At 41.1% G+C, this 15,437-nt stretch carries 15 protein-coding genes and 1 tRNA gene; 8 read left to right on the forward strand and 8 right to left on the reverse strand.

The window, feature by feature from the left end; all coding sequences use genetic code 11:
• Nucleotides 1–434: 434 nt before the first annotated feature.
• Nucleotides 435–2,120, reverse strand: a complete 1,686-nt coding sequence (locus ACWIB3_RS00095) for an ABC transporter ATP-binding protein (RefSeq protein ID WP_454290820.1) — start codon at nucleotides 2,118–2,120, stop codon at nucleotides 435–437.
• 88 nt (nucleotides 2,121–2,208) lie between these two features.
• Nucleotides 2,209–2,970, reverse strand: a complete 762-nt coding sequence (gene truA, locus ACWIB3_RS00100) for a tRNA pseudouridine(38-40) synthase TruA (RefSeq protein ID WP_185212903.1) — start codon at nucleotides 2,968–2,970, stop codon at nucleotides 2,209–2,211.
• Nucleotides 2,971–3,167: 197 nt separating this feature from the next.
• On the opposite strand from truA, the gene ACWIB3_RS00105 reads away from it, so the two are divergent.
• The 4 genes from ACWIB3_RS00105 to ACWIB3_RS00120 all read left to right on the forward strand — a co-directional run bounded on the left by ACWIB3_RS00105 (nucleotide 3,168) and on the right by ACWIB3_RS00120 (nucleotide 6,760).
• Complete coding sequence (locus tag ACWIB3_RS00105) at nucleotides 3,168–3,623, forward strand: hypothetical protein (RefSeq protein WP_185212904.1); 456 nt, start codon at nucleotides 3,168–3,170, stop codon at nucleotides 3,621–3,623.
• 83 nt (nucleotides 3,624–3,706) lie between these two features.
• Entirely contained in the window at nucleotides 3,707–5,704 is a 1,998-nt protein-coding gene (locus ACWIB3_RS00110) for an ATP-binding protein (protein WP_454290597.1), read from the forward strand.
• Nucleotides 5,705–5,803: 99 nt separating this feature from the next.
• On the forward strand, nucleotides 5,804–6,277 hold the full coding sequence (locus ACWIB3_RS00115) for a DUF4293 domain-containing protein (RefSeq protein ID WP_185212906.1): 474 nt from the start codon (nucleotides 5,804–5,806) through the stop codon (nucleotides 6,275–6,277).
• Between the two features lie 9 nt (nucleotides 6,278–6,286).
• The gene (locus ACWIB3_RS00120; protein WP_185215780.1) at nucleotides 6,287–6,760 is read left to right on the forward strand and encodes a hypothetical protein; all 474 of its coding nucleotides are present in this window, start codon (nucleotides 6,287–6,289) and stop codon (nucleotides 6,758–6,760) included.
• Between the two features lie 370 nt (nucleotides 6,761–7,130).
• Here the strand turns inward: ACWIB3_RS00120 and ACWIB3_RS00125 are convergent, their stop codons facing one another.
• The gene (locus ACWIB3_RS00125; protein ID WP_185215781.1) at nucleotides 7,131–7,760 is read right to left on the reverse strand and encodes a hypothetical protein; all 630 of its coding nucleotides are present in this window, start codon (nucleotides 7,758–7,760) and stop codon (nucleotides 7,131–7,133) included.
• Entirely contained in the window at nucleotides 7,760–8,266 is a 507-nt protein-coding gene (locus ACWIB3_RS00130) for an RNA polymerase sigma factor (protein WP_185212909.1), read from the reverse strand. Before ACWIB3_RS00130 ends, ACWIB3_RS00125 begins: the two co-directional genes overlap by 1 nt.
• Nucleotides 8,267–8,335: 69 nt before the next feature.
• Here ACWIB3_RS00130 and radA point away from each other — a divergent pair, with 69 nt between their 5' ends.
• Complete coding sequence (gene radA / locus ACWIB3_RS00135; RefSeq protein ID WP_185212910.1) at nucleotides 8,336–9,724, forward strand: DNA repair protein RadA; 1,389 nt, start codon at nucleotides 8,336–8,338, stop codon at nucleotides 9,722–9,724.
• Nucleotides 9,725–9,787: 63 nt separating this feature from the next.
• Here radA and ACWIB3_RS00140 read toward each other — a convergent pair whose 3' ends face one another.
• The 4 genes from ACWIB3_RS00140 to ACWIB3_RS00155 all read right to left on the reverse strand — a co-directional run bounded on the left by ACWIB3_RS00140 (nucleotide 9,788) and on the right by ACWIB3_RS00155 (nucleotide 12,890).
• Nucleotides 9,788–10,915, reverse strand: a complete 1,128-nt coding sequence (locus tag ACWIB3_RS00140; RefSeq protein ID WP_254526650.1) for a TlpA disulfide reductase family protein — start codon at nucleotides 10,913–10,915, stop codon at nucleotides 9,788–9,790.
• A gap of 44 nt (nucleotides 10,916–10,959) precedes the next feature.
• Nucleotides 10,960–11,787, reverse strand: a complete 828-nt coding sequence (locus ACWIB3_RS00145) for a TPM domain-containing protein (RefSeq protein WP_454290598.1) — start codon at nucleotides 11,785–11,787, stop codon at nucleotides 10,960–10,962.
• Nucleotides 11,788–11,791: 4 nt separating this feature from the next.
• Complete coding sequence (locus tag ACWIB3_RS00150; protein ID WP_454290599.1) at nucleotides 11,792–12,226, reverse strand: TPM domain-containing protein; 435 nt, start codon at nucleotides 12,224–12,226, stop codon at nucleotides 11,792–11,794.
• 85 nt (nucleotides 12,227–12,311) lie between these two features.
• Nucleotides 12,312–12,890: a LemA family protein gene (locus ACWIB3_RS00155; protein ID WP_254526649.1), complete on the reverse strand. Its 579-nt coding sequence runs from the start codon at nucleotides 12,888–12,890 to the stop codon at nucleotides 12,312–12,314.
• Between the two features lie 150 nt (nucleotides 12,891–13,040).
• Between ACWIB3_RS00155 and ACWIB3_RS00160 the strand changes: the two genes are divergently transcribed.
• From ACWIB3_RS00160 to ACWIB3_RS00170, 3 genes are all read left to right on the forward strand, one after another.
• On the forward strand, nucleotides 13,041–14,588 hold the full coding sequence (locus ACWIB3_RS00160) for an FAD-dependent oxidoreductase (protein WP_454290600.1): 1,548 nt from the start codon (nucleotides 13,041–13,043) through the stop codon (nucleotides 14,586–14,588).
• A gap of 77 nt (nucleotides 14,589–14,665) precedes the next feature.
• Nucleotides 14,666–14,741, forward strand: a tRNA-Gly gene (locus tag ACWIB3_RS00165).
• A gap of 109 nt (nucleotides 14,742–14,850) precedes the next feature.
• Nucleotides 14,851–15,231 (forward strand): PH domain-containing protein, encoded by a 381-nt coding sequence (locus tag ACWIB3_RS00170; protein WP_454290821.1) that lies wholly within the window; start codon nucleotides 14,851–14,853, stop codon nucleotides 15,229–15,231.
• Nucleotides 15,232–15,437 lie beyond the last annotated feature (206 nt).

A 15,437-nucleotide genomic window follows, 5' to 3' on the forward strand; every position in this document is an offset into this window, starting at 1 on the left:
CCCCCAGAGCGGGTGAAATCTTTTTGGAAAAGCGACTCTTTTAAAGAGAACCGCATAGTGGGGGTTAAAAATTTTTCAACACATCCCGTTTATAGGATCAAATCATTAAAAAATAGTTTGCTCATCTTACGATTTTGCAATGACAGCGATCCATAAATAAAATAAAGAATAGATTCTTCGTTGACACTCTGAATCCCACTATGGCCCAACTGTGATTCTGAACAATTCGTGAAGAATCTTTACGGTTCTCCTCTATAAAACCCTGTCATTTTTCACCGAAGGTGCAATAACCGCACGCCAATATATCCTACGTTAATTTGATTTTAGGAGTGCAAAATTCCGAGATGTTTCGTGTCTCAACATTAACAGCCAGGTTGAATTTAGCGCCATGAAATGTTTGATATCTCACATCCCACATCTCAAATCTCTCTCCCCTATATTCCCGCCGAATTAAACTGCAGGTCATACAATTTCCTATAATAACCCTCCAGCTCCAACAGCTCATGGTGCGTGCCGATTTCCTTGATCTCACCCTTATCCAGAACAATGATCTTATCCGCTTTCTGGATGGTGGATAACCTATGCGCAATCACGATAGAAGTACGGCCTTCCATCAGGTTCTCGATGGCATTTTGAATCAATTCCTCCGTTTCCGTGTCAATGGAGGAGGTTGCCTCATCAAGGATCAGGATTTTTGGATCATGAACCAAGGCCCGGATAAAGGATATTAGCTGCGCCTGACCGGCAGAAAGCGTCGAACCTCTTTCTTGGACCTGATAGTTGAAGTTCCCTGGAAGTCGCATGATAAAATCATAAGCACCGACTTTCTTAGCAGCATCCTCAATAGATTCAAAGGATATATTAGGGTTGTGCAGATTGATGTTGTTCAGGACCGTGTCTGAGAACAGGAAGACATCCTGCAGCACGGTGGCAATGGTCTGACGTAGAAATGTCAGATCATAATTCTTGATATTAACACCGTCCAATAAGATCTCTCCTTTTTGGATTTCATAGAATCGGCTCAGGATATTGATAATAGATGATTTTCCAGCACCCGTCGCACCCACTAAAGCTAGGGTTTCACCCTGCTCCACATGGAAGCTTACGTCTTTCAATACCCATTTCTCATCATTATAGGCAAACCAAACATTTTTAAAGGTAATCTCTCCCTTTACATGTTCCGGTTTGTAATTTCCTTCATCTGGGGTGAATTCATCGGTATCAAGCACATCAAAGATACGCTCAGCAGAGACCATTCCCATCTGAAGGGTGTTGAACTTATCGATTAACTCGCGTATTGGTCTAAAGATCATGTTGATGTACATGATAAAGGCGACCACTACACCCGGAGAAATGACATCGGCCAAGATCTGTTTGGACCCGTACCATACCAATAGACCTGTTGCAATGGCCACAATAATTTCCAATACCGGAAAGAAGATCGAGAAATACCAATTCGCTCGGATATGCGCATTTCTATGTTCCGCATTGATAGCCTTGAATTTTCGCATCTCTTGGTCTTCCCGGGCAAAATATTGGATAACGCTCATGCCAGAGATATGCTCCTGTAGAAAGGTGTTCAGATTGGAAACCCATAGCCTGACACTTTGGAATGCTGATTTCATGGCCTCCTTAAAGATATAGGTCGCAGCAATCATCAGTGGCATAGGAATCAAAACGACCAAGGTCAATTTCCAATCCGTATAGAACATTACCCCAAGGATAACGACCAACTGCAGAAGGTCGCCAATAATTTGGATCAGACCTTCCGAAAAGATATTGGCAATGGTTTCCAGGTCAGAGATGGTCCTGGTGATCAATCTACCGATCGGGGTATTGTCGAAATATTTTAACCTTAGGTTGGTGATATGGTTGAAAACCTGGATGCGGATATCCCGGATAACGGATTGTCCAAGGGTATTGGTCATCAGGGTATGGAAATAACGGATGATGGTTTGCGCTATCAAAAGGGCAAACATCAATAGAAGCATGTTAGTCAATCCTTCCCCTTTTCCGGATAATATATAATGGTCTAAGGTATATTCCACCAATAGCGGAAGGGCAGGAGCTACAGCTGCAAGTAATATCGTTAGTATAACGGAAACCCAGAAAACAGGCATATAGGGGCGGATGTATTTAGCTAACCTTCCCAGTAGTTTACTGTCGTATGCATTTCCTGAAATTTTGTCTTTTTCCAAAATCTTCGTTTTAATCAATATATGGATAATGGACCTCTGTTAGGTAAAGCCCACAGGCCGGAACCGAAGTGCCAGCTTTAGAGCGATCCATACTTTGAATTACCTCTTTAATATGTTCTATAGGTTTCTTGCCTAGGCCGATTTCCATCAGGGTTCCAACTATTGCCCGAACCATGTTTCGCAGAAAACGATCTGCAGAAATATGGAATACCAATCTTTCGCCTTCCCACAACCATTCTGCACGTTTAATATCGCAATAATTGGTGAATACTTGTGTGTTCGATTTGCTGAAACAAGAAAAATCTTGCCTACCTAACAAATCTAGGGCTGCAATGTTCATTTTTTCAACATCCGGTTTGTCGCGCAGCTGCCATGAAAACCCATGTTGAAAGGGATCCTTTTGGAAATGTACATGGTATTCATAACTCCTTTGCGTGGCATCAAAGCGAGCATGGGCCTCTACAGCTACCCCAATCAAGCGTTTTGCTGAAATGTCAAAAGGCATCAGGGCATTCAGGGAATGGACAAACCTCTCCTTGTTCTCCAAAACATGAGCATTACTGGAGAAATGAACAAATAGCTGTTTGGCATGCACCCCACTGTCCGTACGTCCTGCGCCTATCGTTTCTACTTCTTCGCGAAGTAAAATCGAAAGAGCTTGGTTCAGTTTTTCCTGAACAGAGACAGCGTTATCCTGGATCTGCCAACCATGGTAGGCCGTTCCATTGTATGCTATTTCCAAAAAGTATTTAGGTATTTGTTCTTCCACCATGCAAAGGTAATTAATATCAAATTAGCTCATATGCGCAATTATAAAGATCAGGTAAAAAATTAAGGCAGGTCCAGGATTGTACCTGTTCCAGATGAATGCCTTGTACTTGAATACAAGTACATAATTTACCACTTATCTGGGTATGTTTTTGCGTGCTAATTAGCTCTACCTTAGTCCAATAATAAAACTCATAGATCATGAAAAAGGTAATAATCATACTAACATTATTTTTAGGCTGTACATATGCAGCTTCTGCTCAGGGATTTTTGGACAAAATCGACAGAGCATTGAACAAGGTGGAAAACACATCTAATAAGGTAGACAATACCTCGAATAAGGCCGGACGTATTGGAGGTAAATTAGGTGGGCTTTTAGGTAAAAAAGGCGATAATGCCGCTGCTGGCGAACTGGTAGTCTTAATTGAAGGGGTAAATCTTGCTGAATTGAAAACCATTTCCTCTGGATTGGAATCCAATAAAAAGGTTTCTGATGTGAAAATGAAATATAAAGCATCAGGTTCGACATTAAATGTACAGTTCAAAGGCGATGCTGAAGAGCTTTTTGAGGCGCTAAAGAAAACTAGCCCTTTGATAACCGATGAATCGGTGCAGGCAATCGAAGATGAAGGTATTGCTATAAAAATCGAAAAATAGTTTATCTTTATACACATCATGCATAGGCAGTGATTTTCACTGCCTATTTCTATTTAATAAAAATCTACAGATAAGCATTATTTATGGAAGCTAGGTGCAAAATATTGCCAATCCTGCTGCTATTGTGCCTACTTGTTCCCACAGCTAAAGGAGAACAGGTAAAAAGGCCCTATCAAGCAGAAATTGATAGCCTAGGAAAAATCATAAAAACCGACCTAAGTGTTGAAGAGAAAGCTTTTAATATCTTTGAGCTGTCTTTTTACTACTCCTATTCAGATTCTGCCACAGCCCACAATTACCTGAAACAGGGTCTCCTGTATAAAAATGAATTTCCCGTCGCCAATGGGATGGGCAAAGTATATGAAGGACTGTTCTATATGGATTATGACCTGCCAAAAGCGATCCGTCTATTCGAAGAAGCCGATGCAGAACTGGCCAAGATTGAGGGAAACAAAGCGAAATGGCTAAGGGCTAAATTATTGAATAATATGGCTTCGGCCTACCAATGGCAGGATAAACATATCAGGATGTTGGAAATCTTGGTCAATAGGGCGCTGCCAATGGCCAAGGAAGCCAATGATGATATTATCACCGGAAATATCCTCTATAAGATCGGACTGAATTTCTGGAACAATCTGCAATATACTGAAGCCAATAAATATCTATTGGAATCATTGGAGCACCTGAATAAGGGAAAATATGACCCCTATACCATGAATGAGGTATATAAGCTTCTGGTCGTTTCCTTAAATGCAATGGATGATAGTGTCATGTCTGAAAAGGTCATGTTAAATTATGAGAAATTTATCAAGAGGCATAAAGGTTCCTTGCCCTTAAGCGACTATCATTTTGTGCATTCGGTCTACAATCGATTTAAAAAAAACTATGATGTATCGCTCATCCATATGGATAAATCCATTGAATACCTTAAAAAAGAAGGGGAGCCAAACCCTCGTGCCTTGACCAGTTTATATTACCAAAGGGCACTGATAAACCTCAGCAAAAAGGATTTTCAGTCTGCATTCAAGGATTTGAATGAATATGTCGAAAAAAGGATGGATATAGGTTATACTTTCTTTCAGGACAGTTTGAACATCGCCATCGCATTTGTCAAAATCTATGAAGGATTAAAGGACTATAAAAAAGCCATGGAATGGGTGAAAAAGAAGGATGTCCTTCAGGATACCATGTATAACAGGCGGATCAGGGAGTCCTTAATGGATTATGAAGTAAAATATCAGACCCTCGAGAAAGAAGGTGAGATCCTTTCCTTAAAGACAGAACGGGAGAAAACCGAGAGCGATATCAAAAACACCCGTATCATCATTGCCTTGGTGGCGATCATCCTGTTATTGATCGGATATTTCCTGTTCAAGAATCACCAGAAAAACAAAAGATTGCTGCAGCAACAAGAAATCAACAATAACCAAAAGCTACTCGAGGAAAAGCAAAAACAAAAACTGCTGTCCCTTGATGCCATGTTGCATGGAGAAGAAAAAGAAAGGAACAGGCTCTCTAGGGATTTGCATGATGGCCTAGGCAGTATATTGGCTTCTATCAAATATAAAATCTTGGACACTCAATTGTCCAATCCAAATGATAAAGTGAATTCCATTTTAGTCGATATGGATTTTGCCATTACAGAAATGCGAAGGATTTCCCATAACCTTATGCCTGAATCCCTGCGTCGTTTTGGTCTTGCCGTATCATTAGGTGACCTGTGTAAGAGTCTGCAGAATTCCAATACCAAGATCGAACTGCAATTATATGGATTGTTTAATGTACTCAGCCAAGAACAGCAGACCCATATTTACAGGATCATTCAAGAATTGATCTATAACTCCCTGAAACATTCGGAAGCCAAACATATCTTGGTGCAATGCAGTGTCGAAGATAATGTGGTATTTATTACGGTTGAAGATGATGGCAAGGGTTTTAAGTCCGATCAAATAATGGATGATTCAAAAGATGGAGTGGGTTTGACCAATGTAAAAATTAGGGTGAATTACCTCCATGGTAAATTGGATATCCGCTCCGAAGTAGGCAAAGGAACGAGCATCGATATTGAGATTCTGGTGTAGCTGTATCAGAAACCCACGGCAATGAACCATTTACCATGCAGAAACCAAAATCTATTTAAGTTGTTTGTATTATATTTGCGATATAAATAATCTATAAATATGATACAGCGTATTCAAACCGTTTGGTTATTGCTTTCAAGCCTAGTTTTATTTGCTCTTTTCATGTTCCCTTTTGTAGGCTACATTGATTTGGTAGGACTTGGAAAAAACATCTATGTAACTGGCGTATATTCCTCAGCAAATAACGTTACAACTAAAGAAACTGGCTTTTTATTGATGACCATTGCTACTGTGGTTCTGGCTTTGATCCCCATCTTTATCATATTCCAATATAAAAACCGAAAACTGCAGTTGAACCTGATCTTAGTGCAAGTGGTATTGATCTGTTTATTTGCTATTTGGATGTTTATCACAGCAAACAACATCCTTGATCTGATTAATCAGCATATTGGAGCTAACAATATTGGTATTGGATTTTTCCTTCTGCCGATTTCTATTCTATGCTTATCCTTTGCTATTCGTGGAATCAGAAATGATAATAAATTAATTAAATCAGCCGAAAGGCTTCGTTAATTCGAACGTATGAAACAAATTATATGGTTTCTTGGACTTGCTGTGGTGTTTTTTTTACCAAAAAATTCGCAGGCCCAAGAAGATCCTAACTTAAATGTTGTCGATGATATACAGTTTGACCTAAAGTCGGTAACGGCATCTGGTGACACCTTAGTGGTTGATCTGTTTGCCATATCTTATGACAAGAACCCTAGGGAATTTAGGTTGAATGTATTCGCTACTGCATTGATCGATGCGCAGGAAGAATCGCATATGTTAACCTCCGTGCAGATCGATAGGGTAATCGTGCAGCTTTCTGATAGAGAAAATTACCTGAATTACCTGTTACATCAAGACAAACCCGTCAATATCAAATTGAAATTGACACCTATGACAGAAGAAATAAAGAACGCGAAAATGGTTAAAATCGTTTTCAATGCCTTGGAAGAGGAAGGCCAATTCCTCGATGCATTTATAGATCTTGAACAAGAAAAGGAGCAATAATGCTCCTTTTTTCGTTTATGGATTGTTGTAATAACCTTTTAATAATGACATGGTTGCTAAATCTGTGTTTATAGGTATTTAGACTTATATTTATTTTCTAGAAAAATCTTTTTTTTGCGACATTCTGCCCTGGAAGGGCAGAATTATTTTAGCATTGGTATCGAATAATATAGGGTTAATGCAAAAACGATGTTCGATTAATCGAACATCGTTTTTGCGCTACTTCTAGGCTAACGTGCCATGCCAGCTAAAATAATGGAACCCCTATGGGGTTTTAAAAAAATATTTTTTTGCCTTCCAATTTGCTGTCATCACCTTCCGATAAATTTAGTCCAAATTTTTACTACTCGGTTTGACTTATTGGATAAGCCTATACTTCTTCTCTTTCCAGCCTTTCCAATTCTTCGTAGTTCTTCTCCAATTTTTTGACCAGCCTGATATAGATCAGCTTATAGATCCATTTTACGAAAGCAATCATGGCCCATCCGATTAGGAAAATGACGATTCCCAGGAAGGTAAAAAACAAGATGTTATGGCCAACGGATTTATGGATGACGTCCTCTTCCCAAATCATTCTCAGAGCGGTTATTCCCAATCCGACCAAAATCATGTAAATATTGAAGCGAATATAATAGGTAACTGTTTTTCTGGTTAGCAAAATATTGGACAAAAGCTCCTTGGTATTATTGGTGTTCTTTATCTTTCTATAAGAATTGAAAAAGGAATAAATAAAATAAAGGATGATGATATAGGAAACCACATCAATAAAATTCGTGAGCAGTTCCAGCGGATAGGGCATTTTTTCTGGGTCCGTGTCAGAAAGAAATACGAACACATTTAATAGTACCCCAAGAAATAATTCGATGATGCTGATAATAAAGATCCATTTCACAAGGGAGGATGAACTCTTGTGCAACATATTTCGGATTTCCTCCTTGTTTACTTTAGGAAAACCCTGGTCTTTTTGCCAATGTTGTTTTAGAAAATCTAGTTCATCCATTAAACCACTCCTTTCTTTGTTAGCATTTCTTTCAGTTTGTTCTTGATTCTATTCATTTTGACCCGGGCATTAACTTCGCTGATCCCTAATGTTTCTGAGATCTCTGTATAGTCCTTGTCTTCGAGGTACATATAGACCAAAGCTTTGTCGATATCATTCAATTGCCGTACGGCATCATATAGGTGTTTTAACTGGTCTTCAGTCTCCGAATTGTACTCCTCATAGCGGATGTTGGCTAGGGATTGATCCCAATCAACGGTCGCAATCTTTGTCTTTTTACTTCGATATAATGATATGGCCGTATTCAAGGAAACCCTATAGGCCCAAGTGGAAAACTTTGACTCACCTTTGAACCTTGGATACGATTTCCACAATTGAATGACCATCTCCTGGAACAAGTCCTGGTGGGATGCCAGATCTGCTGTGTAAAGCTTGCAGATCTTGTGTAGGATGTTCTGATTATCCTCCAAAAGATTTACAAATTCTTGCTCTAGGTTCTCAATCATTTATTGGTATTTGTCGACAATAGTAAGGTATTGTTACAACATGTAGATACATTTTTTTAAATTCGCTCAATGGCAAAAACAAAATCAGCATATTTCTGTCAATCATGTGGATATGAATCTCCAAAGTGGTTGGGGCAATGTCCTTCCTGTAAGCAATGGAATACCTTTGTGGAAGAGGTTGTGGAAAAGGCATCTAGCCGTGTTCCCGAATGGCGAAGTACCAGTACAGGTCCTGGAATACAGAAAAGAACGAACAAAGCTGCGGTCATCCATGAGATTGTGTACTCCGAAGAACAACGGATCCTGACTCCTGACAAAGAATTCAACCGTGTTCTAGGGGGAGGAATTGTGCCGGGTTCATTAGTGTTGATCGGCGGGGAGCCGGGAATCGGGAAATCTACTTTGATGTTGCAATTGGCCCTTTCCATTCCTAAGGTAAAAACACTTTATATTTCTGGGGAAGAGAGCGAACAGCAGATCAAGATGCGAGCGGAAAGGCTAGCCCAAAGTTCCAATGCGAATTGTTATATCCTGACCGAAACATCCATGCAGAACATCTTTAAACAGATCGATCAAGTGGAACCCAATGTGCTCGTCATCGACTCCATACAGACTTTACATACTGCCCAGATCGAATCGGCTCCCGGTTCGGTATCTCAGGTCAGGGAATGTACAGCTGAACTGCTTCGATTTGCCAAAGAAACCAATACTCCGGTATTTATTGTTGGCCATATCACCAAAGACGGATCTATTGCAGGACCAAAGGTATTGGAACACATGGTGGATACCGTATTGCAGTTTGAAGGAGATAGAAACCATGTATATCGAATCCTGAGAGCAGTAAAGAATAGATTTGGATCTTCTTCGGAACTGGGGATTTACGAAATGCAAGGCTCAGGTCTAAGGGAGGTTTCCAATCCATCGGAAATTATGCTTTCGCAAAGGGAGGAACAGGTCAGTGGAATTTCCGTAGCAGCGATGTTAGAGGGCATGAGGCCGCTGATGATCGAGGTGCAGGCTTTGGTGTCCAATTCAGCATATGGAACGCCTCAGCGGAGCTCTACCGGCTTTGACACGAAAAGGTTGAACATGCTCTTGGCGGTACTTGAAAAACGCTTTGGATTTAGGTTAAGTGCTCAGGATGTATTCTTGAATATCGCCGGAGGATTAAGGGTGGAAGACCCAGCAATCGATCTAGCCGTGATTGCAGCGCTTATTTCCTCTCAGCAGGATATAGCCCTCCCGTCTAATATCACTTTTGCAGCTGAGGTTGGCCTGTCTGGAGAAATCAGGGCGGTAAACCGGATCGAACAGCGAATCCAAGAAGCCGAAAAATTAGGTTTTGAACAGATCTTTATCTCAAAATATAATACCAAAGGATTGGATGTGAAAAGATATCAGATCCTGGTCAGGCCAGTGGCCACCTTAGAAGATGTCTTCAGAATATTGTTTGGTTAGATAAGGCATAAATAAAAAAAACTCCGAGATAATTTCCCGGAGTTTTTTTATGATGTTTTTTGCTTATTTAATGACTTCAGCAAGTTTAGCCTCAAGAGCTTCACCTCGAAGGTTAACTGCAATGATCTTACCTTCTGGATCTAAAAGGAAGTTTTGGGGAATACCCTCAATTCCATAGAGTTCCACTACTGGTGAATGCCAGAACTTAAGGTCAGAAACTTGGGTCCATCCTGAAAGATTATCAGCTTTAATAGCCTCTAACCAATCTGTTTTACCATTTTCACGATCTAGGGAAACACCGTAGATAGTAAAGTTCTTGTCCTTAAATTTATTGAATGCAGCAACTACATTCGGGTTTTCATGACGACATGGTCCGCACCAGCTTGCCCAGAAGTCAATCAAGACATATTTTCCACGTAAAGATGATAATGCAACCACTTTACCGGTTGTATCAGGCAATGCGATTTCTGGAGCTACTGATCCAATGGCAACCTTCTTTTGTTTCTCGATCTTTGCTGCCAAAGCTTTTCCACGTGTAGAATTTTTTAAAGCAGCAGGAAGCTTTTCATAAGCCGGCGCTACCACATTATTTACGGTTTGCGCACTTACCATTTCATCCAATAACCCTAAAGTCACATAACTGCCTGGATTATCTTTGATGAATTGCTCGTTCAGCTGAGTTTGTTGTTTGAATAATCCTTCAGCCTTTCCTTGCAGGTTCGTCAGGAATTGCTCGTCCTGTTGTTGGTCAGGACTTGCCGCTTGGTATTCCTTGTTTAATGCTTCAAACTGATCTGTTACCGCTTTAATTGATGCTTTGTATTTGCTGAAATCAGTATTGATCTCATTTCCTGAGATTTCAGCGGTTGCCATTTTATCCCCAGTAACCTTGATTACCCCTTTAGAAAGGTAAAGCATGGTCATATCCGGTGTTTCAATCTGGTTCAATGGTTTGCCATCGGCAGATAATATCATCTGTGCCTGTGTAGGCTCTGATACAATACCATTGTAGGTAAACTGTCCTTTATCAACATTAGCAGAATCAATATGGCGTTGTCCGCCGTCTACATACATCAAATACACTTTCGCTGGCGCATTCACATCCTTTATATTTCCTTTGATGGAAAAGTCCTCTTGGGCAAAAAGCAAAGTAGGGACTGCTGCCAGTACAGCTAACATTGTTTTTTTCATATCTATTGTTTTACGTTTTTTACTATAGTACATTAATCGTTCCATTACCATCTTCCGCTGGCACCACCGCCGCCGAAGCCACCGCCTCCGAAACCTCCGAAGCCGCCGCCTCCACCGCCGCCGAAGCCGCCGCCAAATCCACCACCATCATTATCGCCGCCACCACGGCCCAATGAGTTCAATAATGTCCACCAGAACAGGTCAGATGAACCTCGACCACCCATTACCTTACCACCGCCATTTTTGCCGCCACCTCCAGATTTGGAAATAATGGAAATTAATATGATGATACCGATTACAATGAATATGATAGGCACTCCACCGCCACCTTCTGTCGAATAGCCGTCCCGAGGGTCAGCCTGATATTCTCCTCTGGTATAGGATATCAATGCATTTGTTCCATTGTCAATGCCTTGGAAATAATCTCCTTGGCGGAAGGCTGGTTTGACCTCGTTCTCAATGATGCGGTAAGCAATGACATCAGGAACTGCACCCTCTAATCCGTAACCCGTACGGATAGTGACTGCACGGTCTCCAAGGGCAACCAAAAACAAGATACCATTATCATATTTCTTGTTTCCTACGCCCCATTGCTTGGCAAGGCGATCCCCATAGTCTGCAATGTCGTAGTCGCCAGTGCTATTCATGACCACGACCGCAATCTGAATACTTGAGGAATCTTCAAATGCCAATAACTTCTGTTCAAGCTGTTTCTTTTGGTTGGAACTCAGGGTATTTGTATAATCCGTTACTAAATCCTTCGCTACAGGAGGAAAATCCTGTGCTATGGCTTGTAAATGAAATATTAAGCCTATAAAAAAGCTGAATAATATACGGGTTGAAAATTTCACAATTTGTGATGTTTTCTGCATAAAATTAAGATTTACCGAAATAAATATCATTCGGAAGTTCATTCACGTCATCCGATCTCCGCGGGAAATACCTGCCTAATTGCTCACCGGCCTTTTCGATGCCAGCAATCAAACCACTGACATAATCTCCCTTTCTAAAAGAACCTAACATCAGGTCTTTTGTAGATTCCCAAAAATTCTCCGGAACTTTCTGATCAATACCGGCATCGCCGATAATGGCAAATTGATGGTCATCCGTCGCCAGGTAAATCAATACCCCATTGCGCAATGCCGTCTGATGCATCTTGAGCTTTTCAAAATAATCCTTTGCCAGGTCAATCGCTTCCTTGTCATGAACCCTGCGCTCAACGACCAGACGGATCTCTCCCGATGTCAGGTTCTCCGCTAGGCTGATTGCATGTTCTATTTTCTCTTGTTCTTCTTGATTGAATATCTCCATGAGGCTTTAAAATAGAAAAGATGAATGCAGAAGTGAAAGCCCCCAACATTCATCTTTACGTTATGTCAACAACAATAAAAATTCATTAAAACTGCACTGTAGGCGCTTTGTCAGAACCTTCAGTCGCTTTAAATGTTCCTTTTGCCTTGAATCCAAAGATTCCTGCCATAATGTTGTTCGGGAAGCTACGAACAGTGGTGTTGTAATCCTGAACCGCTTCATTGTAGGCTCTACGCTCTACGGAAATACGGTTCTCAGTACCCTCCAACTGTGCCTGTAACTCCTGGAAATTCGCATTCGCTTTCAAGTCCGGATAAGATTCTACGCTTACCAATAATCGTCCGATGGCCTGTGAAAGTCCATCTTGGTTTTGTTGGAAATTAGCAATCGCTTCCTCGCTCAAATTGTTTGGATCTACTTGTACGGAAGTCGCTTTAGCACGAGCCTCTGTTACAGCGGTCAATGTACCTTGTTCATGCTGTGCAGCTCCTTTTACAGTGTTTACTAAGTTAGGGATCAAGTCCGCTCTACGTTGGTAGGCGTTTTCAACTTGTGCCCATTTTCCTTTTACATTTTCGTCCTTGGATACCATGGTGTTGTACCCACAAGAACTGAAAGAAAGAGCAGTTAATAAACCTACAAATACGATTAATAATCTTTTCATGTGTAATGTTTTTACAAGTAATATTTAAAAGTAAGAATTTGTTTTCACAAAAAAGCAATATCAAATGACATACCAACTCTTCCTAAACACGAAATTCTGTCAGTTTTTGGTATCTTTGCCAAGATTTTTGGGATAAAACCCCAACAGACTATGCAAAAAGAAATTGAAATTGCCATTAGTCCTGATTTTGTTCAGGATGAGAACCGAATCCGCGCTGAAGGAGCCAAAAAACTTCGTGTTCCAACTCATAAAATCAATGGTTTCCATATCCGTAAGCGTTCCATAGACGCTCGTGGAAAGCAAGTGCTCTTCCGTATGCGGGTCGTATTCTTTATCGACGAACCTGTACAACTCCCTGATTACCATACTGCACTTAAAAACGTAAAGGACGCTAAGCCCGTGATTATCATTGGCGCCGGTCCTGCAGGACTGTTTGCTGCCTATCGCTGCATTGAATTGGGGCTGAAACCTATCGTGCTGGAAAGAGGGAAAAAAGTGCAGGACCGGAGAAGGGATCTTGCCAAGATCAATCGCGAAGGCTTCGTCAATCCGGAATCTAATTATTGTTTTGGTGAGGGTGGTGCCGGAACCTATTCCGATGGTAAGTTGTACACTAGGTCCAATAAACGTGGCGATGTGCAACAGGTCCTTTCCATCTTTGTGGAACATGGTGCAACCGAGGACATCTTAGTAGATGCCCGACCGCATATTGGAACCAATAAATTGCCGCATATCATTGAGAGTATCCGTGAAAGAATCATTGAAATGGGCGGTGAGGTTCATTTTGATTGTAAAGTCACAGATATATTAGAGCAGTTCGGCAAGGTAGAAGGGGTTAAGACCGAAAGTGAAGGGATCATAAAAGCAGATCATGTGATCGTCGCAACGGGCCATTCCGCACGCGATATCTTTGAGCTGTTCCGTTCAAGAAATTGGCTGTTGGAAGCAAAACCTTTCGCCCTGGGTGTTCGCATCGAACATCCCCAAGCGGTCATTGATTCAGCCCAATACCATTGCTCCATCCGTCCGGAGAACCTTCCGCCTGCATATTACAGTCTGGTCGAACAAGTGGACGGCCGCGGTGTGTTTTCATTCTGTATGTGCCCCGGAGGTATAATCGCTCCATGTGCCACCGATCAGGATGAAATCGTGGTAAATGGCTGGTCTCCTTCCAAAAGAAATAATCCGCATGCCAATTCAGGTACCGTTATCCAGATTAACCTGGAGGATGTTGTGGGTTCAGATCAAGATCCGTTTGCCCTATTGGATTTTCAGCGACATATTGAACAGAAAGCCTTTCAACTGGGCGGAGGCAATCTCGTTGCCCCAGCACAGCGAATGGTGGACTTCGTACAGAACAAAGTTTCCCTTGATCTTCCCGAGAATTCCTATAAACCCGGAACACGTTCGGTAGATCTGCGTGAAGTGTTGCCAAAATTTGTGCATACCGCATTACAAGGGGCATTACCGATCTTTGGAAAGAAGATGAAAGGGTATTATAGTAATGAAGCAATTTTGGTAGGGGTAGAGTCCAGGACATCATCACCGATACGCATTCCAAGAGATAAAGATAGTTTGCAACATCCGCAAGTCGCTGGTTTATACCCATGTGCAGAAGGTGCTGGTTATGCAGGTGGAATTGTATCTGCCGCGATTGATGGAATGAATTGTGTGGATGCTATCATGGCCACGCTATAATTTCACAATTATTTGCAAAAATATCACGCTTAATGTTGACAAGAATCAAGTATTATTGTATTTTTGTAGCACTTCAAGCGAAAGTAGCTCAGTTGGTAGAGCACAACCTTGCCAAGGTTGGGGTCGCGAGTTCGAATCTCGTCTTTCGCTCCAAACAAAAGCTTCCAAATATTGGAAGCTTTTGTTATTTTAGGGAATGGCTACTTATAAATCCAAATGGGATAATTTTTACCTCCTGATCCTTTTTGCAATCTTAATACCAATGTTTACGGGGATTTTGGCTATATCGAAAGCACCCTTGTCAAAGTATTTGACAGTCCTTCCAACCTTAGTAGCCTGCGTTCTCGTTTTTTATCTGATTACTTATTTCACGACCTCCTATAATATCGATTCTGAATATTTAAGATATCGCTGCTTAGTGTTTTTTGGAAAGGTCAAGGTCAAATCGATTAGGCGCATTGAGGTTGGCAAAAATTTATATAGCGGTATGAAACCAGCAACCGCCATGAAAGGCCTGATTATCTATTATGATAAATATGAAGAGGTCTATATCTCGCCAATAGATAATGAGGAAGTTGTCAATGCCCTCCTGAAAATAAATCCCCAGATTGAAGTTAGTTATCATAACAAGAAGCAGGATTAGAAGCTATATTTTAGCGGTTTTCATTGGGCAGGGTAATAACAGAGGGGTGAGGTGGATGGATGGAATTTTGGCTAAAATAATTGAACCCCTAACGGGGTTTTCTACTTGCCATTGATGGATAAATGTTATTGATTACCATGCCACCCTAAAGGGGATTGTTTCGTGCATTGATGTTGGTTGATATTTGGTATTGATCGCCCTGTCAC

Source organism: Sphingobacterium sp. NPDC055431, from assembly GCF_053644255.1.